Annotated in this window: 23 protein-coding genes; 10 read left to right on the top strand and 13 right to left on the bottom strand. The window is 71.4% G+C overall.

Annotated elements, in window-relative coordinates:
• The first annotated feature begins 118 nt into the window (after positions 1–118).
• Genes AB0G47_RS12670 through AB0G47_RS12680 form a run of 3 tightly spaced genes read left to right on the top strand, consistent with a single transcriptional unit; the run spans position 119 to position 3,145 of the window.
• Positions 119–1,399 (top strand): CBS domain-containing protein, encoded by a 1,281-nt coding sequence (locus AB0G47_RS12670; protein ID WP_360767734.1) that lies wholly within the window; start codon positions 119–121, stop codon positions 1,397–1,399.
• Complete coding sequence (locus tag AB0G47_RS12675; protein WP_360767737.1) at positions 1,386–1,967, top strand: DUF1003 domain-containing protein; 582 nt, start codon at positions 1,386–1,388, stop codon at positions 1,965–1,967. The genes AB0G47_RS12670 and AB0G47_RS12675 overlap by 14 nt, the downstream gene beginning before the upstream one ends.
• A gap of 44 nt (positions 1,968–2,011) precedes the next feature.
• Complete coding sequence (locus tag AB0G47_RS12680) at positions 2,012–3,145, top strand: Mrp/NBP35 family ATP-binding protein (RefSeq protein ID WP_360767740.1); 1,134 nt, start codon at positions 2,012–2,014, stop codon at positions 3,143–3,145.
• A gap of 71 nt (positions 3,146–3,216) precedes the next feature.
• On the opposite strand, the gene AB0G47_RS12685 is transcribed toward AB0G47_RS12680, so the two are convergent.
• The 5 genes from AB0G47_RS12685 to sigE form a co-directional block, all read right to left on the bottom strand.
• Entirely contained in the window at positions 3,217–3,885 is a 669-nt protein-coding gene (locus AB0G47_RS12685) for a hypothetical protein (RefSeq protein ID WP_360767742.1), read from the bottom strand.
• Positions 3,886–4,060: 175 nt separating this feature from the next.
• Complete coding sequence (locus AB0G47_RS12690; protein ID WP_360767745.1) at positions 4,061–4,510, bottom strand: sec-independent translocase; 450 nt, start codon at positions 4,508–4,510, stop codon at positions 4,061–4,063.
• An 82-nt stretch (positions 4,511–4,592) separates the two neighbouring features.
• A complete protein-coding gene (locus AB0G47_RS12695; RefSeq protein WP_360767748.1) occupies positions 4,593–6,362 on the bottom strand; it encodes a trypsin-like peptidase domain-containing protein in 1,770 nt (589 codons plus the stop codon).
• A 126-nt stretch (positions 6,363–6,488) separates the two neighbouring features.
• Positions 6,489–7,511, bottom strand: coding sequence for a zf-HC2 domain-containing protein (locus AB0G47_RS12700; RefSeq protein ID WP_360767751.1), 1,023 nt, complete (start codon positions 7,509–7,511; stop codon positions 6,489–6,491).
• Positions 7,508–8,275, bottom strand: coding sequence for an RNA polymerase sigma factor SigE (gene sigE, locus AB0G47_RS12705; protein ID WP_360767754.1), 768 nt, complete (start codon positions 8,273–8,275; stop codon positions 7,508–7,510). Before sigE ends, AB0G47_RS12700 begins: the two co-directional genes overlap by 4 nt.
• A 153-nt stretch (positions 8,276–8,428) precedes the next feature.
• Between sigE and AB0G47_RS12710 the strand changes: the two genes are divergently transcribed.
• A complete protein-coding gene (locus AB0G47_RS12710; RefSeq protein WP_135333317.1) occupies positions 8,429–9,127 on the top strand; it encodes an O-methyltransferase in 699 nt (232 codons plus the stop codon).
• An 87-nt stretch (positions 9,128–9,214) separates the two neighbouring features.
• Here the strand turns inward: AB0G47_RS12710 and AB0G47_RS12715 are convergent, their stop codons facing one another.
• Positions 9,215–9,382 (bottom strand): DUF3117 domain-containing protein, encoded by a 168-nt coding sequence (locus AB0G47_RS12715; RefSeq protein WP_003966491.1) that lies wholly within the window; start codon positions 9,380–9,382, stop codon positions 9,215–9,217.
• A 320-nt stretch (positions 9,383–9,702) separates the two neighbouring features.
• Between AB0G47_RS12715 and AB0G47_RS12720 the strand changes: the two genes are divergently transcribed.
• A complete protein-coding gene (locus AB0G47_RS12720) occupies positions 9,703–10,503 on the top strand; it encodes an enoyl-CoA hydratase-related protein (RefSeq protein WP_360767757.1) in 801 nt (266 codons plus the stop codon).
• Positions 10,504–10,510: 7 nt separating this feature from the next.
• Here the strand turns inward: AB0G47_RS12720 and AB0G47_RS12725 are convergent, their stop codons facing one another.
• Entirely contained in the window at positions 10,511–11,092 is a 582-nt protein-coding gene (locus tag AB0G47_RS12725) for a DNA-3-methyladenine glycosylase I (RefSeq protein ID WP_360767759.1), read from the bottom strand.
• On the bottom strand, positions 11,089–11,481 hold the full coding sequence (locus tag AB0G47_RS12730) for a DivIVA domain-containing protein (RefSeq protein ID WP_360767762.1): 393 nt from the start codon (positions 11,479–11,481) through the stop codon (positions 11,089–11,091). The genes AB0G47_RS12725 and AB0G47_RS12730 overlap by 4 nt, the downstream gene beginning before the upstream one ends.
• A gap of 149 nt (positions 11,482–11,630) precedes the next feature.
• On the opposite strand from AB0G47_RS12730, the gene folP reads away from it, so the two are divergent.
• Positions 11,631–12,491 (top strand): dihydropteroate synthase, encoded by an 861-nt coding sequence (gene folP, locus AB0G47_RS12735; RefSeq protein ID WP_360767765.1) that lies wholly within the window; start codon positions 11,631–11,633, stop codon positions 12,489–12,491.
• A 51-nt stretch (positions 12,492–12,542) separates the two neighbouring features.
• Here folP and AB0G47_RS12740 read toward each other — a convergent pair whose 3' ends face one another.
• Both AB0G47_RS12740 and dapE read right to left on the bottom strand, forming a co-directional pair.
• Positions 12,543–13,292 carry a TIGR00730 family Rossman fold protein gene (locus AB0G47_RS12740; RefSeq protein ID WP_360767767.1) on the bottom strand — a complete coding sequence of 250 codons (750 nt, stop codon included), beginning with the start codon at positions 13,290–13,292 and terminating at the stop codon, positions 12,543–12,545.
• An 86-nt stretch (positions 13,293–13,378) separates the two neighbouring features.
• Positions 13,379–14,470 carry a succinyl-diaminopimelate desuccinylase gene (dapE, locus tag AB0G47_RS12745; RefSeq protein WP_360767770.1) on the bottom strand — a complete coding sequence of 364 codons (1,092 nt, stop codon included), beginning with the start codon at positions 14,468–14,470 and terminating at the stop codon, positions 13,379–13,381.
• Positions 14,471–14,532: 62 nt separating this feature from the next.
• On the opposite strand from dapE, the gene AB0G47_RS12750 reads away from it, so the two are divergent.
• A complete protein-coding gene (locus tag AB0G47_RS12750) occupies positions 14,533–15,453 on the top strand; it encodes a heavy metal transporter (protein WP_360767772.1) in 921 nt (306 codons plus the stop codon).
• 303 nt (positions 15,454–15,756) lie between these two features.
• Positions 15,757–16,239 carry an ATP-binding protein gene (locus tag AB0G47_RS12755; RefSeq protein ID WP_360767774.1) on the top strand — a complete coding sequence of 161 codons (483 nt, stop codon included), beginning with the start codon at positions 15,757–15,759 and terminating at the stop codon, positions 16,237–16,239.
• A 55-nt stretch (positions 16,240–16,294) separates the two neighbouring features.
• Here the strand turns inward: AB0G47_RS12755 and AB0G47_RS12760 are convergent, their stop codons facing one another.
• Both AB0G47_RS12760 and fdxA read right to left on the bottom strand, forming a co-directional pair.
• The gene (locus AB0G47_RS12760; RefSeq protein ID WP_360767777.1) at positions 16,295–17,389 is read right to left on the bottom strand and encodes a bifunctional succinyldiaminopimelate transaminase/glutamate-prephenate aminotransferase; all 1,095 of its coding nucleotides are present in this window, start codon (positions 17,387–17,389) and stop codon (positions 16,295–16,297) included.
• Positions 17,390–17,483: 94 nt separating this feature from the next.
• Positions 17,484–17,804 (bottom strand): ferredoxin, encoded by a 321-nt coding sequence (gene fdxA / locus AB0G47_RS12765; protein WP_030573070.1) that lies wholly within the window; start codon positions 17,802–17,804, stop codon positions 17,484–17,486.
• A 143-nt stretch (positions 17,805–17,947) separates the two neighbouring features.
• On the opposite strand from fdxA, the gene AB0G47_RS12770 reads away from it, so the two are divergent.
• Positions 17,948–18,958 carry a GNAT family N-acetyltransferase gene (locus AB0G47_RS12770; RefSeq protein WP_360767780.1) on the top strand — a complete coding sequence of 337 codons (1,011 nt, stop codon included), beginning with the start codon at positions 17,948–17,950 and terminating at the stop codon, positions 18,956–18,958.
• A gap of 43 nt (positions 18,959–19,001) precedes the next feature.
• Positions 19,002–19,838 carry a transglutaminase-like domain-containing protein gene (locus AB0G47_RS12775; protein WP_360767783.1) on the top strand — a complete coding sequence of 279 codons (837 nt, stop codon included), beginning with the start codon at positions 19,002–19,004 and terminating at the stop codon, positions 19,836–19,838.
• Here the strand turns inward: AB0G47_RS12775 and AB0G47_RS12780 are convergent.
• A complete protein-coding gene (locus AB0G47_RS12780) occupies positions 19,831–20,655 on the bottom strand; it encodes an AraC family transcriptional regulator (protein WP_360767786.1) in 825 nt (274 codons plus the stop codon). The two genes, AB0G47_RS12775 and AB0G47_RS12780, sit on opposite strands and share 8 nt — an antisense overlap.
• Positions 20,656–20,755: the final 100 nt, after the last annotated feature.

Raw genomic sequence — 20,755 nt, forward strand, 5'->3', positions numbered from 1 at the left:
TCGGCCCCAGTCCGTCCGGACGCACCGCCGGGGCGTATCCGACCGGGACGGGCTAGCCTGAAGCCCGTAATACCGGACAGGACGGCATAAATCCCTACGGGTGGAGGAGGCGTGCGTGATGGCGGCAAGCCCCTCCCGGATCTTCGTCTCGCACCTCTCCGGCATCGCCGTCTTCGACCCCAACGGCGACCAGGTGGGCCGGGTCCGCGACCTGGTCGCGATGTTGCGGGTGAGCCGCAGACCGCCGCGCCTTCTCGGCCTCGTCGTGGAGCTGTCCACGCGGCGCCGCATCTTCCTGCCCATGACCCGCGTGACCGGCATCGAGTCGGGCCAGGTCATCACCACCGGCGTACTGAACGTGCGGCGCTTCGAGCAGCGGCCCACCGAGCGGCTCGTGCTCGGCGAGATGCTCGACCGCCGGGTCAGGCTCGTCGAGACCGGTGAGGAAGTGACCGTCCTCGACGTGTCGGTGCTTCAGCTGCCGGCCCGCCGGGACTGGGAGATCGACCGGGTCTTCGTACGGAAGGGCAAAGGGGGCACCTTCCGGCGCAAGGGCGAGACGCTCACCGTCGACTGGTCCGCCGTCGACGGATTCTCCCTGGAGGAGCACGGCCAGGGCGCCGAGAGCCTGCTCGCCACCTTCGAGCAGCTGCGCCCCGCCGACCTCGCCAATGTGCTGCACCACCTCTCGCCCAAGCGGCGCGCGGAGGTCGCGGCCGCGCTCGACGACGACCGGCTCGCCGACGTGCTCGAAGAGCTCCCCGAGGACGACCAGATCGAGATCCTCGGCAAGCTCAAGGAGGAGCGTGCCGCCGACGTCCTGGAGGCGATGGACCCGGACGACGCCGCCGACCTGCTCGCCGAGCTGCCCGAGGACGACAAGGAGCGGCTGCTGACCCTCATGCAGCCGGACGACGCCGCCGACGTGCGGCGTCTGATGGCGTACGAGGAGCGCACCGCCGGCGGTCTGATGACGACCGAGCCGATCGTGCTCAGGCCCGACGCCACGGTCGCCGACGCCCTCGCGCGCGTGCGCCAGCAGGACCTCTCCCCCGCGCTCGCCGCACAGGTCTACGTGTGCAGGCCGCCGGACGAGACGCCGACCGGCAAATACCTGGGCACCGTGCACTTCCAGCGGCTGCTCCGCGATCCGCCGTACACCCTGGTCGGCTCGATCCTCGACGACGATCTGCAGCCGCTCACCCCGGAGACCGCGCTGCACGGGGTCGCGGGATTCTTCGCCACGTACGACATGGTCGCGGCCCCGGTGGTCGACGAGGGTGGCTCGCTGCTCGGGGCGGTCACCGTCGACGACGTGCTCGACCACATGCTCCCGGACGACTGGCGCGAGACGGAGTTCCACCTGGAAGCGGAGGAGGCACGCCATGCCGGCGGCTGACCGCGAGCGCGAGCGGGAGAGCCGCGCCGCCGAGCCGCGGCCCGCCCGCTTCCGCCTCGATCTGCCGCGGCCGCGGCGCCGCAAGCTGCTCCCCGAGTACGACCCCGAGGCCTTCGGGCGGCTCTCCGAGCGCATCGCGCGGTTCCTGGGCACCGGGCGCTTCATCGTCTGGATGACGGTCACCATCGCGGTCTGGGTCGTCTGGAACGTCACGGCGCCCGACGCGCTGCGCTTCGACCCCTTCCCGTTCCTCTTCCTGACGCTCGCCCTGTCCCTGCAGGCGTCGTACGCGGCCCCGCTGATCCTCCTCGCCCAGAACCGGCAGGACGACCGGGACCGCGTCAATCTCGAACAGGACCGCAAGCAGAATGAGCGCTCCATCGCGGACACCGAGTATCTGAGCCGCGAGATCGCCTCCCTGCGCATGGGCCTGGGCGAGGTGGCCACCCGCGACTGGATCCGCTCCGAGCTCCAGGACCTGGTCAAGGAGCTGGAGGAGCAGCGGACGGCGAACCGCGTCGTATTCCCGGCCGAGGAGCGCGGCGTACGTGATGTAGGCGACCGCTGACGGGGCTTTCCGACCCACGGTTACCGCGCCGTACTATCGGTCGTATGGCTACGGAAGACGCTGTGCTTGAAGCACTGGCGACAGTGAACGACCCCGAGATCCAGCGACCGATCACCGAGTTGGGGATGGTCAAATCGGTGGAGATCGGCGCTGACGGCGTCGTGGCCGTCACGGTCTACCTCACGGTCTCCGGCTGCCCGATGCGCGAGACGATCACAAAGAACGTGACGGACGCGGTCGCGCGTCTGGACGGCGTCACGCGCGTCGACGTCACGCTGGACGTGATGAGCGACGAGCAGCGCAAGGAGCTCGCGACGGCGCTGCGCGGCGGCACCGCCGAGCGTGAGGTCCCCTTCGCCAAGCCCGGCTCGCTGACCAGGGTCTACGCGGTCGCGTCCGGCAAGGGCGGCGTCGGCAAGTCCTCGGTGACGGTGAACCTCGCGGCCGCGATGGCCGCGGACGGCCTGAAGGTCGGCGTCGTCGACGCGGACATCTACGGCCACTCCGTGCCCCGCATGCTGGGCGCCGACGGAAAGCCCACCCAGGTCGAGAACATGATCATGCCGCCGTCGGCGAACGGCGTGAAGGTCATCTCCATCGGCATGTTCACGCCGGGCAACGCGCCGGTCGTGTGGCGCGGCCCGATGCTGCACCGCGCGCTCCAGCAGTTCCTCGCGGACGTCTTCTGGGGCGACCTGGACGTGCTCCTGCTCGACCTGCCGCCGGGCACCGGTGACATCGCGATCTCCGTCGCCCAGCTGGTCCCGAACGCCGAGATCCTCGTCGTGACGACCCCCCAGCAGGCGGCGGCCGAGGTCGCCGAGCGGGCGGGATCCATCGCCGTACAGACCCACCAGAAGATCGTCGGCGTAGTCGAGAACATGTCGGGTCTGCCCTGCCCGCACTGCGACGAGATGGTCGACGTGTTCGGCACGGGCGGCGGCCAGAAGGTCGCCGACGGCCTCACCAAGACCACCGGCGCCAACGTCCCGGTGCTCGGCTCCATCCCGATCGACGTCCGCCTGCGCGAGGGCGGCGACGAGGGCAAGCCGGTCGTCCTGACCGACCCGGACTCCCCCGCGGGCTCGGCCCTGCGCGCCATCGCGGGCAAGCTGGGCGGCCGCCAGCGCGGCCTCGCGGGCATGACGCTCGGCATCACGCCGCGCAACAAGTTCTAGGTCTTCCTCCGTACGCCGATGGGGGCGCCGCTCGTCATGAGCGGCGCCCCCATCGGCGTAACCGGAAGTCGTCAGGCCGCGTACTCGGCGATGTCCTTGACCACCGAGAAGCCCAGGCCGTACGCGCTCATGCCGCGGCCGTAGGCGCCCAGGTGGACGCCCTCCTCGGTGGACCCGGCGAGCACCCAGCCGAACTCGGACTCGCGGTAGTGGAACGAGGTCGGCACCCCGTCCACCGGCAGCGAGAGCGTCGACCAGTCCTCGCCCTGCAGATCGTCCGCGAGCACCCAGGCCGTCTCGGTCTGCTGGTCCAGCCAGCGGTTGCGCAGATTGTGGTCCATCTGGGCCGGCCAGGTGACGGCGAGCAGCCCCACCCCGGCGAGCCAGGCGGCGGACGACACCGAGGTCGCCTCAAGCAGGCCCGTGCCGTCCTCACTGCGCCGAACGGGGTTGGCCTCGACGGTCACCACGACCGCGAAGCGCTCCTTGTCGTTCGTTCCCAGCGGCCCCTCGCTGCGGACCGACGGCTCGTCGCCGTGGCCGATGGAGCCGTGCGCCACCTCGCCGTCCGCGGTGCCGACCTGCATCAGCCAGCGCTGCCCCGTGAAGGCCTCGTCCAGGCCGTACCAGGGGAAGGACGCCTGCAGATAGCCGTCGACCGTGTGCCGGGCGGAGGGCGCCGCTTGTGCGGCACCGTCCGCGGCCGGCGCCTGTGCGCCTTCGCGACTTGTCGTCTCCATGTACCCGGCCGCCTCCTTGTTCTCGTCGGTCCGCAGGGCCCGCCCCCCTCGGGCGTCCTCAGCCGGACAACAAGGCAGGATAGCCACACCGATTGCGGAAGCCGGGACGCCGGTCGGCATACGGGTGTCTCACGGGGTGTGCCGCGGGGCGCACCGAGGGTGCGCAAAGAGGAGGTCAGGTGGCGTCGGCGTCGAACGGCGGGCGCTCGACGGCCGGGGCCTGCCCGGACTTCTTCGTCATGTCGATCCGGCCACCCGGGGCCGCGTCCGACGATCCTTCTGAGCCGCTCTCGGACTCGCTCTCGCGCCCGTGCACGGCGTCCGTGACCTCGGCCATCTCTTTCTTGAGGTCGAAGCCGTTGCGGATTTCCTTCAGGCCGAGCTCGTCGTTGTCGAGCTGCTTGCGGATGAAGGTCTTCGGATTCAGGTCCTCGAACTCGAAGTCCTTGAATTCCGGGCCGAGTTCACTGCGTATATCAGCCTTCGCGCTGTCCGAGAATTCACGGATCTTACGGATGGTGCGCGAGGCGTCCTGAATCAGCTTGGGCAGCTTGTCCGGGCCGAAGACGAGCACGGCGAGGATGATCAGCGCCACTACCTCGAGCGGGCCAATGTCTGAGAACACCTTGAACTCCTTGCCATCCGGACCGGGTCCACGGTACCCGGCGTTCCTGTCCGTCCGGTAGCCGCTGGGCGAAAGGCGGGGATCAGCTGCCGCCCGCCGCACCGAGCACGAGGGTCACTTTCCGGTCCTTTCCGTCGCGCTGGACGGTCAGTTCCAGGCTGTCCTTCGGACGGTGGGCGCGAATCTTGACGATCAGCTCGTCGCCGGAATGGATGCGCTGGCCGTCCACTTCGGTGATGACGTCGCCCGGTTCGATTCCGGCGCGGTCGCCCGGACCGCCCTTGTTCACGGCGGGGCCGCCGTTCTTGCCCTTGGCGCCGACGCGGGCGCCGTCGCCCGTGTACTCCATGTCGAGCGTGACACCGATCACAGGGTGCGTGGCCTTGCCGGTGTTGATCAGCTCTTCGGCGACGCGCTTGCCCTGGTTGATGGGGATGGCGAAGCCGAGCCCGATGGAGCCGGCCTGGCCGCCGCCGGGCGCCGAGCTGTCGTCGGCGGAGCGGATGGCGCTGTTGATGCCGATGACGCGGGCCTGGGCGTCGACCAAGGGGCCGCCGGAGTTGCCCGGGTTGATCGGGGCGTCGGTCTGCAGCGCGTCGACGTAGCTGATGTCGCTGCCGTCGCCCTTCTCGCCGCCCGCGGTGATCGGGCGCTCCTTGGCGCTGATGATGCCGGAGGTGACGGTGTTGGCGAGGTCGAAGGGGGCGCCGATGGCGACGACGGGGTCGCCCACCTGGACGCTCTCGGAGTTCCCGAGGGGCAGCGGCTTGAGTCCGCGTACGCCCGACACCTTGACGACGGCCAGGTCGTACCCGGAGTCGCGCCCGATGACCTCGGCCTCCGCCGTCTCGCCGCCGCTGAACGTCACCGTTATCTCGCCGCCGGTGCCCGCGGGCTCGACGACGTGGTTGTTGGTGAGGATGTGGCCCTTGCCGTCGAGGACGAAGCCGGTGCCGGTGCCCTGTGCCTCGTCGCCGCTGACGTGCAGGGTCACGACGCCGGGCAGCGAGCTCGCGGCGATGCCGGCCACGCTGTCCTTGGCCCGCCCCTTGGCCTCCGCGTCCACCTGCGGCAGCTCGACCTCCGTGCCGCCGTTGCGCTCCAGGTAGGCGCCGATGGCTCCGCCGATGCCGCCGGAGACGACGGCGATGACGGCGACGAAGACCAGGAGCGTGCGGTTCGCGCGCTTCCGCTTCTTGACCGGGTCGACGGGGACGGCGCCGCTCTGCTGAAGCGGCGCGTTCCAGGGGTCGTACGGCTGCCGGGGCGGGGCCGCTTGGGTCTGCGGGTCCGGGTGCGGCTGCTGGGCCTGGGCCACCGGCTGCTGCGGGGGCGTGGGGTGCGCGGTGCCGTGGGGCGGGGTGCCGCCGTGGACAGGGGCGGGGGCCTGGCCCTGGGTGCCGTGGGGCGGGGTCGCGCCCGGGGCGGCCGCCGGGAGCTGCGTGCCGTGGGCGGGGGTCGCCACCGGGTGCTGGACGGGCGGGGCGGGGGCCCAGGGGCCGGGCTCGCCGTAGGGCGGCGTGCTGTACGGATCGGGGTCGTGCAGCGGGCGGGGGCGGTCCGCGGGGGCCGTGTCGACCGGGGCGGGGACCGTGTCGGCCTGTGCCGGGGCCGGGGCGGAGGCCGTCTCGGCGGGGGCGGCCGGGGCCGGTGGGTTCGCTGCCGCCAGGGTGAAATCGCCCGAGGTGGCCGTCTGCGCCGCCGGTCCGGCGGCGGCTATCGCGTCGTCGGAGCCGCCCGGCTCGCCCGTGGGCCCGGTGCCCGTGTCGCTCGCTCCGCCGTCGGGCGCGGACGCCGACGCCGGCCGGGGGCGGCTCCACCACTTCGCCTTCGTGGGCTTGCCCTCGTCCATGCTCTCCCCACAACTGGCCTGCGGCGGACGCCGATTACGTGCTCAACTCCGCGCCCGCCACGAATCCTGGGCAGGCACGGCCCACCCAGGATTCAATCAGGTTCCCGCGCCGAAGCGCAGAGCACGTCAGCGGATCTGTGAAGTGCCCTGCAGTGTGCCCTCTATCGGCGAGGATGCGGAGGTGCGCGCCGGGTCCGCCGACTGCCCCGGAGCCGCGGGCCCCGGGGTCGGCGGTGCGGCACCGGAAGCGACACCGGGAGACATGCCGCCCGGCGCGAGCGGAGCCACCGGCCGTATCAGCGGGGACATAACCGCCGCGCCGGTGAAGAGCGGCGCCGTGGCCTGGGCCGGCTCCGGTACGCGTGGACCCCGTCCCTGCCCGCCGGGCAGCAGCGGCCCCGTCGCCTCCGTCGGCGCGACCGGCGCCGCGAGGACGCCAGGGCGCTGGCCCTGCACGGTGAGCGGGCCGCTGCCGCGGCGCCGCGAGGAGTCGGCGGGAGCCGTGCCGGTACCCGAGCCCTGCGAACGCAGCGGCGACGCGTTGCTGTTGCTGCTGCTTCCCGAGCCGCCCGCACGCGGGTCGCCGGGATCGGCGGGAATGCCCGTCGTGACGCCGCCCAGCGCTATCGCGGCCAGCGACACCGCGCCCGCCGCGGCGAACGCGAAGCGCCTGCCGCGCCACGGCGACCGCTCGGCCTCGTGCCGGCTGACGTCATGGATGCGGAAAGCGCGCCCCGCGCCGGGCAGCACCGTGGCATGGGCGCCCGACGGCACATAGCCGAAGCTCTCGCCCTTGACGCCGAAGACCCCGGTCGGGGGCAGCCCTGACTCGGTGTCCGTGGTGGCAAAGCCGCCGCCCGGCGCACGCGGGCCGCCGGGCGGCTCGCTGCCGCCGCCGGGAAGCCCTTGGAGACGGGCGAGGAAACTCTCGGAGGGAGGCGGCGGCGCCACCTCCGCGAAAACACTCTTGAGCCGCCGCTGTGCGTCGGCCTCGGTCTTGCACTTCGGACAGGTCGCGAGATGAGCGAGAACCCGCTCACGCGCGTCATGGCCCAACTCTCCGTCCACCAGGGCGGCGAGTCGGTCCCCCAGATGCTGCTCGGCCTCGGCTAGATGCCGTTCGGCAGGATTCGACCGTGATCCACTCACGCGGTCGCGCCCCCTCCTCCCAGCGCCATGGCTCCGGCGAGCGAACGCCGCTCGGCGCGGGCTTCGGGCGACCGGTGCTGAAGGGCCTTGCGCAGCTGCGAACGGCCACGGTGGATACGGCTGCGGACCGTACCCAGCTTCACGCCCAGGGTCGCGGCGATCTCCTCGTACGAAAGACCTTCGATGTCGCACAGGACCACGGCCGCGCGGAACTCGGGAGCGAGGGTGTCGAGCGCCTGCTGCACGTCCGCGTCGAAATGCGTGTCGTTGAAGACCTGCTGCGGCGACGGCTCACGGCTGGGAAGGCGCTCCGCCGCGTCGTCCCCGAGGGCGTCGAAGCGGATGCGCTGCTTGCGGCGCACCATGTCCAGGAAGAGGTTCGTGGTGATGCGGTGCAGCCAGCCCTCGAAGGTGCCGGGCGTGTACGTGGAGAGGGACCGGAAGACACGGACGAAGACCTCTTGCGTGAGGTCCTCGGCATCGTGCTGGTTGCCGGTCAGGCGGTACGCGAGGCGATAGACCCGTCCGCTGTGCGTGCTGACGATCTCCTCCCAGGTGGGCGGAGTCCACGCCTGCGATTCCGCTTCAGCGGCAAAGGTCGCGGTCTGAGCGGAGCGGGCAGCGTGGGATCGGTCAGCGGTGTCGGTCACGGATTTCGGCTCACCCGCCAACCTGAGAAAGCGCCTCAGCGCTCCTCCCCGATCCGCGGACGCAGCCGCACCTCCCCTGTCGGCTCTGGTGGTGTCCAGTGGAGCCCCTACCATAACCACCTCGCCCGTTAGCTCCGGATAAGCGTTTTTACTGGAATTTGGTACGGGCTTCTCGCCAGGTGTCCTGCCTGGCCGAAGGGCCCGCGCCCAGTCTTGATCCATTCGTTACCCCCGCTGTCCTCACACCCTTACTAAACGCCCGGTCCCATCTGCGGGTTCCCACCCCCAACGGATACAGTCACGGCCAGGCATCCACGGGGACAGGAGAGGGCCATTACCGGCAACCGGCAGACGAGCTGGGCGTTCGCCGACGCCTTTGTCGCCGAGGACGAAGCTCTGCGCTGGGCCCGTGACCGGGCCCGGGAAGCGGGGCTGCCCTCGGTGTCGCCCGGTACCGGCGCCGCGCTGCGGATGCTCGCCGCCACCGCGGACGCGAAGGCCGTGGCCGAGATCGGGACGGGCACAGGGGTGTCCGGAATCCATCTCCTGCACGGCATGCGGCCCGACGGAGTGCTGACCACCGTCGACCCGGAGCCCGACCGCCAGCAGTTCGCCCGGCAGGCCTTCCGCGCCGCCGGTTTCGCCGGCAACCGCGCGCGCTTCATTCCCGGACGCGCCCTGGACGTACTGCCGCGCCTCGCGGACGGCGGCTACGACCTCGTCTTCTGCGACGGCGACCGCACGGAGTACCTCGACTACCTCGCTGAATCGTTGCGCCTGCTGCGCCCCGGCGGGCTCGTCTGCTTCGAGGGCACGTTCGCGGACGGCCGCACCGTGGACTCCGGGCCGCAGCCCGCCGAGGTCCTGCGCATCCGCGAGCTGTTGCGCGCCGTACGCGAGAGCCAGGATCTGATGCCCTCGCTGCTGCCGGTCGGCGACGGGCTGCTCTGCGCCGTGAAGCGCTAGCTTCGGGGCGCCCGAACCCCGGATACAGCACCGCCCCGGCACCTTTTACGATGCCGGGGCGGTGAAAAGTTTGGGCGCGCTTCCGCGTCAGCCGACGACCTTCTTCAGGGCGTCGCCGAGTGCATCGGCCTCGTCCGGAGTCAGTTCGACGACAAGTCGTCCGCCGCCTTCGAGCGGAACGCGCATGACGATGCCCCGCCCCTCCTTGGTCACCTCGAGCGGGCCGTCGCCCGTCCGCGGCTTCATGGCCGCCATGCTCGTTCCCCTTCCTGAAACCAGCTCATCGCAGCCGACAACCCAGGTGTCACCGGCATCGAACACATTGCTTCCAGGCCATTATCCCGCATGGCGGGACCCGATGACCAACATCGGTCTGCATCGCTTGCGCAACGCGCGCCCGCAAAACCACTCAATTCGGCGATGTGGCTGCGATACTTCGCCGCTTCATAGCCTTGCAGGGCCCGGAATTCTTTGACGCAGGTCACATATCTCCCCTCATGTCGGAGGTCGATGATCTCCGACATGCTGGGGGCGGACAAAGATGGCAAGGACAGGACCACCGGAGGGGATTCACCATGGCCGACACCGTGCTCTACGAGGTGAGCGACGGACTCGCGACGATCACGCTGAACCGCCCCGACGCGATGAACGCGATGAACACCGAGGCCAAGGTCGCCCTGCGGGAGGCGGCGCAGTCGGCCGAGTCGGACCCCGCGGTGCGCGCCGTACTGCTCACCGCGACCGGGCGCGCCTTCTGCGTGGGGCAGGACCTGAAGGAGCACGTGGGTTCGCTGCTCGCCGACCGCGAGGCGGGCACCCGGCAGACGATGAGCACGGTGCGCGAGCACTACAACCCCATCCTGAAGGCGCTCACCGGGATGGCCAAGCCGGTTGTCGCGGGCGTCAACGGCGTCGCGGCCGGCGCCGGGCTCGGCTTCGCGCTCGCCGCGGACTACCGGATCGTCGCGGACACCGCGCGCTTCAACACCTCCTTCGCCGGGGTCGCGCTGACCGCCGACTCGGGGGTCTCCTGGACGCTGCAGCGCCTGATCGGCCCGGGCAGGGCCGCCGACCTGCTGCTCTTCCCGCGCAACATCAGCGCGCAGGAGGCGTACGACCTGGGGCTCGTCAACAAGGTCGTCCCCGCGGACGATCTCGCGGCCGAGGCCGGGCAGCTGGCCCGCACGCTCGCCGAGGGCCCGACCCTCGCGTACGGCGCGCTCAAGGAGTCGCTCGCCTACGCGGCCGGGCACACCCTGGAGGAGGCCCTGGAGAAGGAGGACGAACTCCAGGCGAGGGCGGGCGCGTCCGAGGACCACGCGATCGCCGTACAGGCCTTCCTGGACAAGGCCAAGCCCAAGTACCTGGGCCGGTGACGCCTGCCTAGGGGACCCGTATCACGCAGTCCTCGAGGTGGTCGTTGACCAGGCCGCAGGCCTGCATCAGGGCGTATGCCGTGGTGGGGCCGACGAACCGGATGCCGCGCTTCTTCAGGGCCTTGGACAGGGCCGTGGACTCGGGTGTGATCGCCGGTACGTCGGCCAGCCTGCCCGGTGCCTTGCGGGACGCCGGGTCCGGGGCGTGCGACCAGATGAGCTCGTCGAGCTCGCCGTCGGCCCAGTCGGCGAGCACGCGCGCGTTGGCGAGCGTCGCGTCGACCTTGGCGCGGTTGCGGATGATGCCGGGGTCGGCGAGCAGCCGCTCGCGGTCGGCGTCCGTGAACCGCGCCACCTCGGCGATCTTGAAGCCGGCGAAGGCGGCGCGGAAGCCCTCGCGGCGGCGCAGGATCGTGATCCAGGACAGGCCCGACTGGAAGGCCTCAAGACAGAGGCGTTCGTACAGCGCGTCGTCCCCGTGGACCGGGCGGCCCCACTCCTCGTCGTGGTACGCCACATAGTCCTCGGTCGAAAGACCCCAGGGACAGCGCAGTCTGCCGTCCGGGCCCGCCACCGCGTCGCCGCTCACTGGTCGTTCTCCTCCTCGGCCGCGTCCCGCACCGGCTCCGTGTCCTTGCCGTGCGTCTTGAACAGGCCGGGGCCGCCCACCGCGGCGGCCTGTGCGCCGGCCAGGGCGGCTTCGAGCTCCGCGATGTGGGCGTCCCGCTCGGCCAGTTCGGCGCCGAGGCGGCCGAGCGCGTCGTCCACGTCCGCCATGCGGTAGCCCCGCACGGTCAGCGGGAAGCGCAGCGCCTCGACGTCGGCGCGGCGCAGGGCGCGGTCCCGGGGCAGCGGATCGGTGAACCGCTCGGGCGACACGTCGGGCAGCGCGGCGCGATCGCCGCCGCCCACCACCGCGAGCGTCACCGCGCCGACCACCACCACAAGGGCGATGACCAGGAACAAGAACAAGACCATCTCTTCGGGCCCCCACGCTCGACTGCCCATGCAGCAACTCGGTGCTGAATCTGTCAGGGTCCGATCGTGCCATGCGGCTGTGACAGTTAAGGTCGCAGGCGGCCGAGCAGCGGGCCGCTGACGGCACCGACAGAGGAGGTTCACAGGGGATGCTCAGGCTTGGCAGGCGTGAATTCGACGCGCACGAGCCGGTGATCATGGCGATCGTGAACCGGACCCCTGACTCCTTCTACGACCAGGGCGCCACGTTCCGCGACGAGCCCGCGCTCGCCCGCGTGGAGCAGGCGGTGTCAGAGGGTGCTGCCATCATCGACATCGGCGGGGTCAAGGCCGGTCCCGGCGAGGAAGTCACGGCCGAGGAGGAGGCGCGGCGGACGGTCGGTTTCGTCGCCGATGTGCGGGGGCGCTTCCCCGATGTCGTCATCAGCGTTGACACGTGGCGGCACGAGGTCGGCGAGGCGGTCTGCGAGGCCGGGGCGGATCTCCTGAACGACGCCTGGGGCGGCGTCGATCCGAAGCTGGCGGAGGTCGCCGCGCGGTACGGGGTGGGGCTCGTGTGCACGCACGCCGGCGGCGCCGAGCCACGGACCCGGCCGCACCGGATCGCGTACGAGGACGTGATGGCCGACATCCTCGACGTCACCGTCGGTCTTGCCGAGCGCGCCGTGGAGCTCGGGGTCCCGCGCGAGTCCGTGATGATCGACCCCGGGCACGACTTCGGGAAGAACACCCGGCATTCGCTGGAGGCGACCCGGCGGCTCGGCGAGATGGTGGAGACGGGGTGGCCGGTGCTCGTCTCCCTCTCCAACAAGGACTTTGTCGGCGAGACGCTGGACCGGCCGGTGAAGGAACGGGTCATCGGGACGCTGGCGACGACCGCGGTCTCGGCGTGGCTGGGGGCGCAGGTGTACCGGGTGCACGAGGTCGCGGAGACCCGGCAGGTCCTTGACATGGTGGCGACGATCGCGGGGCACCGGGCCCCGGCCGTCGCCCGGCGCGGACTGGCGTGACACCGGGCGGGCGCGTGGGCGGGCGGGAGAGACCCGCCCGCCCGGCAGGGCCTAGCGGCCGACCTCCTTGGTGACCAGGGCCACCGCCTCGTCCACGTCGTCCGTGATGTGGAACAGGTGCAGATCGTGCTCCGACGCCTTGCCGCCCGCCACCACCGTGTTGCGCAGCCAGTCGACGAGGCCGCCCCAGTACTCCGAGCCGAACAAAACGATGGGGAAGCGGGTCACCTTGCGGGTCTGGACGAGGGTGAGCGCCTCGAAGAGCTCGTCCAGGGTGCCGAGTCCGCCGGGCAGCACCACGAAGCCCTGGGCGTACTTCACGAACATGGTCTTGCGTACGAAGAAGTAGCGGAAGTTGACGCCGATGTCGACGTGGTCGTTGAGCCCCTGCTCGAAGGGCAGCTCGATGCCGAGGCCCACGGAGATGCCCTTGGCCTCGCGCGCGCCCCGGTTCGCGGCCTCCATCGCGCCGGGGCCGCCGCCGGTGATCACCGCGAAGCCCGCGTCGACCAGTGCCTTGCCGATGCGGACGCCCGCCTCGTACTCGGGCGAACCGGGCGGCGTACGCGCCGAGCCGAAGACGCTGATGGCGCTGGGGAGTTCGGCGAGCGCGCCGAAGCCTTCCACGAACTCCGACTGGATGCGCATGACCCGCCAGGGGTCGGTGTGCACCCACTCCGAGTCGCCCTCGGTGTCGAGCAGCCGCTGGTCGGTGGTGCCGGGAGTGATCTGTTCACGCCGCCGCACCACAGGCCCCAGGTACTGCTCCTCCGGCGGCCCCTGTGCTTCTGGATTACCCATGAACATCCCCTTCCGCTGCGGTCACGCTCACTTGCCGCTTCAGCGTAGGTCTCTGGGCGTTACAAACGACGCATCCTTGCGGGAACTCACGATGTCAGCCAGGCGGTGAGCCGCTTCTCCGCCTCCGGGATCAGCGCGGCCTCGACCCGCTCGTCGACCTTGTGGGCGAGCAGCGGTGCGCCGGGACCGTAGTTCACCGCGGGCACGCCGAGCGCGCTGAAGCGGGAGACGTCCGTCCAGCCGAACTTGGGCCGCGGAGTGCCGCCGACCGCCGCCACGAAGGCCGCCGCCGCGGGGTGGTTGAGGCCGGGCCGTGCACCGCCGGTGTGGTCGTCGACGATGAACTCGGCGATGTCGCAGTCGGCGAAGTAGTCGCGTACGAAGGCGAGCGCCTCGTCCTCGGTGCGGTCGGGCGCGTAGCGGAAGTTGACGACGACGGTGCACTCGTCGGGGATGACGTTGGTCGCGACGCCGCCCTCGATCCGTACGGCGTTGAGTCCCTCGTGGAACTGGAGCCCGTCGACCACCGGCTTGCGCGGCTCGTACGCGGCCAGCTTGTCGAGGATCGGCGCGACCTTGTGGATGGCGTTGGAGCCCATCCACGCGCGTGCGGAGTGCGCGCGCTCGCCCTTCGTCTTCAGGAACACCCGCAGCGTGCCCTGGCAGCCGCCCTCGACCTGGCAGTCCGTGGGCTCCAGGAGGACCGCGAAGTCGCCCGCGAGCCAGTCGGGGTGGGCATCGGCGACATGGCCGAGGCCGTTGAGGTGGGCGGCGACCTCTTCGTTGTCGTAGAAGACGAAGGTCAGGTCGCGGTTGGGCTCGGTGACCATCTGCGCGATGCGCAGCTGCACCGCGACACCCGACTTCATGTCGCAGGTGCCGCAGCCCCACAGGATTCCGTGCTCGTCCAGGCGGGACGGCACGTTGTCCGCGATCGGCACGGTGTCGATGTGCCCGGCGAGGATCACGCGCTCGCCGCGGCCCAGGTTCGTGCGGGCCACGATGTTGTTGCCGTGCCGGTCGACGGTGAGGTGCGGCAGACCCCGCAGCGCGGTCTCGATGGCGTCCGCGAGCGCCTTCTCCTCGCCGCTGGGCGACGGGAAGTCGACGAGCCTGGCGGTGAGCTCGGCGGCGTCGAGCGTGAGGTCGAGCGGGGGCTGATGCGAGGTCTGAGCCATGACTTCGACCCTAACGCCCCTCGGCGCGCCGCCTTGTCAGTGGCCTCCAGTACCTTGGTCGCGTGCCTGAGCCCCCCACCCTCGTCCGGCGCGGCCGCCTCCTCCGTATCGGGGCGGCCGTCGCGGTCCTGCTCGCACTCGTCGGCTATGTGGTGGTGCAGTACGTATCCGGGGGCAAGCCCGCGCCACGCTGCGAGGTCGTCTCGGGCAACGGCGACGGGGCGTCGTACGAGTTCTCGGCCGAGCAGGCGGAGAACGCCGCGACGGTCGCCGCCGTGGGCACGTCGCGCGGCATGCCCGAGCGTGCGGTGACGATCGCCCTCGCGACCGCCCTGCAGGAGTCCGGTCTGCGCAACATCACCCATGGCGACCGGGACTCGCTCGGCCTCTTCCAGCAGCGGCCTTCGCAGGGCTGGGGCAACGAGGAACAGATCATGGACCCGGCATACTCGGCCGCCCGTTTCTACGCCCACCTCGACAAGGTCCCCGGCTACTCCCGCCTCCCCCTGACGGTCGCCGCCCAGCGCGTGCAGCGCAGCGGCTACCCCCAGGCGTACGCGAAGCACGAGCCGGACGCGGCGCTGCTTGCCGCCGCGCTGACCGGCCGCGCCCCCGCCACCCTCAGCTGCGAGGGCCGGGAGCCCGCGGAGCCGGGCGATCCGGCTCAGGTGCGGGCCGCGCTCGTACGCGACTTCGGCCGCGATGTGTCGCCCGAGGGTGACGGCCGCGCGGTGACCGTGCCGGTGTCCGCGACGGCGGGGGCCGGCGGGGGCCGCGCCGGACAGCGGGGCTGGGAGCTGGCGCACTGGGCGGTGGCCCAGGCGTCCGCGCTCGGCATCGAGAAGGTGTCGTACGCGGGCCGGGAGTGGCGGGTCGGGGATTCCGGCAAGGAATGGCACAAGCCCGGCAAGGCGGGCGCGGACGAGTCGGGCACGGACGCCGGGAACGGCGCGGGCGAGGTCCGCATCGTCACTGGACAGTAGTACGACGCTTCGCCCGATCTGACCACGCTGATCACTCAGGGGCGACGCACCGTCCAGGTTTTCGCGCACTGCCCGCCAGGTCCGCCAAACCCCTTGCGAACACAGGGCATTGACGATTCAGCAGGCTCGCGCGAGGCGAGTCCTTTGCCCGTCTTTATCCGCAGCCGATTATGCGATGCATTGCCAACTCTTTACGTTGGGCCACCGCAACCTTCGCGGGCTTCGAGCGGTATTCACTGCGTCCGAACGCCGGGCCCCATCCGGCCGGACACACCCACGTTCTCTCCCGTCTGAAGGAGCATCATGTCCCTCCCCCTGACCCGCCGGATCGCCCGCGCCGCGCTGCTGATCGCAGCGGGAGCGGCTCCCGTGGTCGGTGCGGCCGGCTCCGCAAGCGCCGCCGAACTCCCCGCCACCCCCAACCTCGGCGGCGTCACCGCCCTCGACGGTGCCGGCCTGGGCAGCGCCGTCGACGGCGCAGCACAGAACGTCACCCGTCTCGCGGGCGAGACCGGCAGCAAGGCCGTGAAGAAGTCCGTGCCGACCGCGGACAAGGCCGTGAAGAAGTCCGTGAAGAAGTCCGTGCCGACCACGGGCAAGGCCGTCCGCTCGGGCACCAAGGCCACCCCCGCGGCGCAGAAGGCCGCCGGCGGCGTCGCGGGCAGCACGGGCAAGTTGCTCGGCGACACCGCGAACGCGGCCACCGAGGGCGGCCTGCCCACCGGCGCCGTAGGCGGTGGCCTGGCCACCGACCAGCTGCCGGTCAAGGGCCTCCCGCTCGGCTGACCGCCAGGCATGTGAGAGGGCCCGGAGCCGCTGGCTCCGGGCCCTCCCGCATGCCTCAGGCCAGTCGCTCGACCGCCGCGGCCACCCGCTCGTCGGTCGCGGTCAGCGCCACACGGACGAAGCGGTCGCCCGCGGGGCCGTAGAAGTCGCCGGGCGCGACGAGGATGCCGAGCTCCGCGAGGTGGCCCACCGTGTCCCAGCAGGACTCCTCGCGGGTCGCCCAGAGGTAGAGGCTCGCCTCGCTGTGCTCGATGCGGAAGCCGTGCTTCAGGAGGGCTTCGCGCAGGGCGGCGCGGCGGGCGGCGTACCGCTCGCGCTGCTCGCGCACGTGCTGGTCGTCGCCGAGCGCCGCGACGACGGCGGCCTGCGTCGGCGCGGACGTCATCATGCCGCCGTGCTTGCGGATCTGGAGCAGATCGCCGAGGACGCCCTCGTCACCGGCGATGAACGCCGCGCGGTAGCCCGCCAGGTTCGACCGCTTGGAGAGCGAGTGGACGGCGACGATGCCCTCGTACGAGCCACCGCACACGTCCGGGTGGAGCACCGAGACCGGCTCCGCGTCCCAGCCGAGTTCCAGGTAGCACTCGTCGCTGAAGAGCAGGACGCCGTGCTCGCGCGCCCAGGCGACCGTGCGGGTCAGCTCGTCCTTGGACAGGACGCGACCGGTGGGGTTCGAGGGCGAGTTGAGCCACAGGAGCTTCAGGTTCGTGGGGTCGAGCTCCATCGGGTCGTCGTACGCGACATAGTCGGCGCGCGCGAGACGGGCACCCACCTCGTACGTCGGGTAGGCGAGCCGCGGGTAGGCGACGACGTCGCCCGGCCCGAGGCCCAGCTGGGTCGGCAGCCAGGCCACCAGTTCCTTGGAGCCGACGACCGGCAGCACGTTCCGGTGCGTGATGCCGCGTGCCCCCAGGCGCCGCTCGCACCAGCCGGTGATCGCGTCGCGCAGCTCGGGCGTGCCCCACACCGTCGGATAGCCCGGCGAGTCCGCGGCCGCGATCAGCGCTTTCTGGATCAGCTCGGGCACCGGGTCGACCGGCGTGCCCACCGACAGGTCGACGATTCCGCCGGCGTGCGCGGCGGCCGTGGCCTTGTAGGGCTCGAGCTTGTCCCAGGGGAAGGTGGGAAGGCGATCAGAGACTACGGACACGTGCTGACTCCCGTAAGTACGCGGGTGGACAAATGCCTCGGTCCCGTGCGGCAGGACGTGCCGTACGGGACCGGGGCGGCGCTTCAAGCAGCCGTTACTGGTTCTGCGGCGGCAATGCGGCGATGAAGGCGTGGTCGCGCTCGATCAGGCCGAGCTTGCTGGCACCACCGGGCGAGCCGAGCTCGTCGAAGAACTCGACGTTCGCCTTGTAGTAGTCCTTCCACTCTTCCGGAGTGTCGTCCTCGTAGAAGATCGCCTCGACCGGGCAGACCGGTTCGCAGGCTCCACAGTCGACGCATTCGTCCGGGTGGATGTACAAGGACCGGGAGCCCTCGTAAATGCAGTCGACCGGGCACTCCTCGATGCACGCCTTGTCCTTGACGTCGACACAAGGCTGCGCGATGACGTAGGTCACGCTGTCGTTCCTCCTCGATACGGGCGTTGGCGGGCCGTCCTCAGGCTCCGCTCGCCTGGCGCGCGGGAGCGCGGCGTCGTCGATGCCCACCTCTAGTATCTCCGTTCCCGAGCATGATCCGAACAGGAGGGGCGTACAGAGCTGTGGAATTCACTGCGGGCGGACGGCTTGAGGTGCGGATTACCCCTGCTGACGTGGGCCGGAGGGTCTCCGTGCGGCAGTTGAACGCAGGGGCCGAGACGGGCGGTAAGTTCACCGACACGGTGGGTGTTCTCACATCATGGAACGAGGGTGTGGTACTGATCACACGCCGCGACGGCCAGCGTGTCCGCATCGTGGAAAGCTCCCTTGTCGCGGGCAAGGTCGTACCCCCGGCTCCGGCCCGCAGGCGTGGTCCCGCGGCGTCCTACCCGGAGCTGGCCCGGGTGTCCGCGCGCGCCTGGCAGCCGGTCGAGAGCGAGCTGCTCGGCGAGTGGGAGCTGCGGGCGGCGGCCGGCTTCACCCGGCGGGCCAACTCCGTGCTGCCGCTCGGCGATCCCGGCCGACCGCTCGACGAGGCACTCGATCACGTACGCCGCTGGTACGCGGAGCGGGAGCTGCCCGCGTACATCCAGACCGCGACCGGGGCCGATGGCACCCAGGAGATGCTCTGCGCCGAGCTCGAAGAGCGGGGCTGGGAGCGCGAGGTGAGCGCGGAGCTGCACATCGGCGCCCTCGCGCCGCTCGGCGATCTGGAGGCGGAAGTGGAACGGGTGCGGCTCTCGCGCTCCTGCGACGACGCGTGGCTGCGCCGCTACAAGCGATTCGGGGTGCCGGGAGCTCATGTGCTCAAGGTGCTGGCGAGCGGCCCCTCGGTGTGGTTCGCTTCCGTGCCCGGGGCCTCTCCCGACGCGGGCCCCGCGGCGATCGGCCGGTGCGTGGTGGACGGGCGCTGGGCGGGGTTCATGGCGGTCGAGGTCGATCCGGCGCACCGGCGCCAGGGGCTCGCGACCGCGGTGATGGCCGCGCTGTCCCGGCAGGCGCTCACCGAGGGCGCTTCGGCGGCCTGGCTGCAGGTCGAGGACGACAACGAGGGTGCGCGGGCGCTGTACGGCGGTCTTGGCTTCGCGGCGCACCACACGTACCACCACTATCGATACCCGTCGGCTCGGTAGGTTCCCGCCGGGGCCGGCTCGGTAAGTAAGGCACGAGGCACGCATGCACGAGGAGTCAAGGACGTCCGCGACGCGGCGGAGGTTCGCCGAGGAGGCCAGGTCCGAGCGGCCCGACCTGTCCCTGCTGTGCCTGTTGGTGAGTGCGGAGGCCGATCCGGAACTCGGCGACGACGGCATCGACGCCGCGCAGATCGAGCTGGACGACCTCGCCGGGCAGCTGCCCTACCGGCCCGGCGGCGCCCGGGAGTGGGCGGCCGCGCTTGCCGAACTCCTCGGCGCGCGCTGCGGGTTCCTGGGGACACCCGCCGACTACCAGCGCCTGGAGTCCTCCCTCCTGCACGAGGTGCTTCGGCGGCGCCGCGGCCTGCCGATCCTCCTCTCGGTGGTGTGGATCGAGGTCGCGCGCCGGGCGGGCGCGCCCGTCTACGGCGTCGCGCTGCCCGGCCACTTCGTCGTCGGCTTCGGGCCGCGCGAGGAGCAGGTGCTCACCGACCCGTTCGCGGGCGGGCGGCTGCTGAGCGGCTCGGACGCGGAGCTGCTCGTCGCCGGTTCGTCGGGCGGCACGATGAACCCCTCGATGCTCAGACCCGCCGACCCGCTCAACATCGTCCTGCGCATCCTCAACAACATCCGCGCCTGGGCGGCGGCCCGCCCCGAGCGCTCGGACGTCGCGCTGTGGGCGGTCGAGCTCTCCCTCCTGCTGCCCGCGCACCCGGCGCGGCTGCGCTACGAACGGGCCCAGCTGCTCGTCCAGCGGGGCGACTTCCTGGGCGGCGCGGCGGAGCTCGAGACGTACGCCGATGTGGTGACGGCGGTGGAGCCGACCACGGCGGACCGGGTGCGGGACCAGGCGCGGGCGGCCCGCGCGATGCTCAACTGACGGGCGCGGAGGGCCATTTGGCGCCCTTCGCGGTGCGGGCGTACCGCCCCGGCGCGATGCCCACCACCCGCTTGAAGTGCCGGGTGAGATGCGACTGGTCGTAGAAGCCGGCGGCGGTCGCCACCTCGCCCGGCGGCCGGCCCGCCAGGAGGAGACTGCGGGCGCGGTCGACGCGGCGGGACATCACGTACTGGTGCGGTGCGATGCCGAAGGCCCCGCTGAAGGCCCGTACGAGATGGGTGGGGTGGGCGTGCACCAGGCGTGCGGCCTCGGCCAGGGTGACGCCGTCGAGCAGCCGCTCGTCGAGGAGTTCGCGGAGGTTCTGGGCGACGCCGCCGGGGCCCGTGGTGCCCGTGGTGAGCCTGGGGCGCAGGTGGCCGCGCAGCCGCTCGGCGATCAGGGCGAGGCGGCTCTCGGCCTCCAGCTCGTCGCCGCGGCGCGCGAGGGCCGCGTGCAGCTGCCCCACGCGTCGGCGCAGGACGGGGTCCACCAGGTCGGGGCCGTCCACCGCCGGGCCGATGAAGCTCGCGTCGAGCTGCGTCATGTCCAGGTAGAGCACGCGCTTGCGGAAGCCGTCGGGGGTGGCGGGCGAGCCGTTGTGCGGGACCTGCGGAGGGAGCAGCGAGACGGTGTCGCCCGGCGTGCCGTGCTCGTGGCGCTCCAGGTCGTAGCGGACCGCTCCGTCGTCCACGATCAGCAGGGTCCACGCGTCATGGACGTGCATCGGGTACGTGTGCTCGGTGAAGTGGGCGTGGAAGACCTCCACGATGCCCGCGACCGGCGGGCGCCATGCGGAGATCTCCTGCCGGGCCACCATGCAAGGAACGTACAAGACGCGCGAGCGGGCCACTCGGCAGTCTCGAAGCATGAGAAGCACCGCTGAGATCACCGCTGAGATCACCGCTGAGACCACCGTT

It is taken from the genome of Streptomyces sp. NPDC021622 (genome assembly GCF_040640795.1).
GTDB lineage: Bacteria > Actinomycetota > Actinomycetes > Streptomycetales > Streptomycetaceae > Streptomyces.

What these genes read in the sequence shown, in the direction of transcription:
- AB0G47_RS12695 (WP_360767748.1), bottom strand. Translation starts at nt 6,362, where the DNA reads ATGGACGAGGGCAAGCCCACGAAGGCGAAGTGGTGGAGCCGCCCCCGG.
- AB0G47_RS12755 (WP_360767774.1), top strand. Translation starts at nt 15,757, where the DNA reads ATGTCCCTCCCCCTGACCCGCCGGATCGCCCGCGCCGCGCTGCTGATC.
- AB0G47_RS12680 (WP_360767740.1), top strand. Translation starts at nt 2,012, where the DNA reads ATGGCTACGGAAGACGCTGTGCTTGAAGCACTGGCGACAGTGAACGAC.
- dapE (WP_360767770.1), bottom strand. Translation starts at nt 14,470, where the DNA reads ATGGCTCAGACCTCGCATCAGCCCCCGCTCGACCTCACGCTCGACGCC.
- AB0G47_RS12670 (WP_360767734.1), top strand. Translation starts at nt 119, where the DNA reads ATGGCGGCAAGCCCCTCCCGGATCTTCGTCTCGCACCTCTCCGGCATC.
- AB0G47_RS12730 (WP_360767762.1), bottom strand. Translation starts at nt 11,481, where the DNA reads ATGGTCTTGTTCTTGTTCCTGGTCATCGCCCTTGTGGTGGTGGTCGGC.
- AB0G47_RS12685 (WP_360767742.1), bottom strand. Translation starts at nt 3,885, where the DNA reads ATGGAGACGACAAGTCGCGAAGGCGCACAGGCGCCGGCCGCGGACGGT.
- AB0G47_RS12740 (WP_360767767.1), bottom strand. Translation starts at nt 13,292, where the DNA reads ATGGGTAATCCAGAAGCACAGGGGCCGCCGGAGGAGCAGTACCTGGGG.
- AB0G47_RS12720 (WP_360767757.1), top strand. Translation starts at nt 9,703, where the DNA reads ATGGCCGACACCGTGCTCTACGAGGTGAGCGACGGACTCGCGACGATC.
- AB0G47_RS12675 (WP_360767737.1), top strand. Translation starts at nt 1,386, where the DNA reads ATGCCGGCGGCTGACCGCGAGCGCGAGCGGGAGAGCCGCGCCGCCGAG.
- AB0G47_RS12780 (WP_360767786.1), bottom strand. Translation starts at nt 20,655, where the DNA reads ATGGTGGCCCGGCAGGAGATCTCCGCATGGCGCCCGCCGGTCGCGGGC.
- sigE (WP_360767754.1), bottom strand. Translation starts at nt 8,275, where the DNA reads ATGGTAGGGGCTCCACTGGACACCACCAGAGCCGACAGGGGAGGTGCG.
- AB0G47_RS12715 (WP_003966491.1), bottom strand. Translation starts at nt 9,382, where the DNA reads ATGGCGGCCATGAAGCCGCGGACGGGCGACGGCCCGCTCGAGGTGACC.
- folP (WP_360767765.1), top strand. Translation starts at nt 11,631, where the DNA reads ATGCTCAGGCTTGGCAGGCGTGAATTCGACGCGCACGAGCCGGTGATC.
- AB0G47_RS12775 (WP_360767783.1), top strand. Translation starts at nt 19,002, where the DNA reads ATGCACGAGGAGTCAAGGACGTCCGCGACGCGGCGGAGGTTCGCCGAG.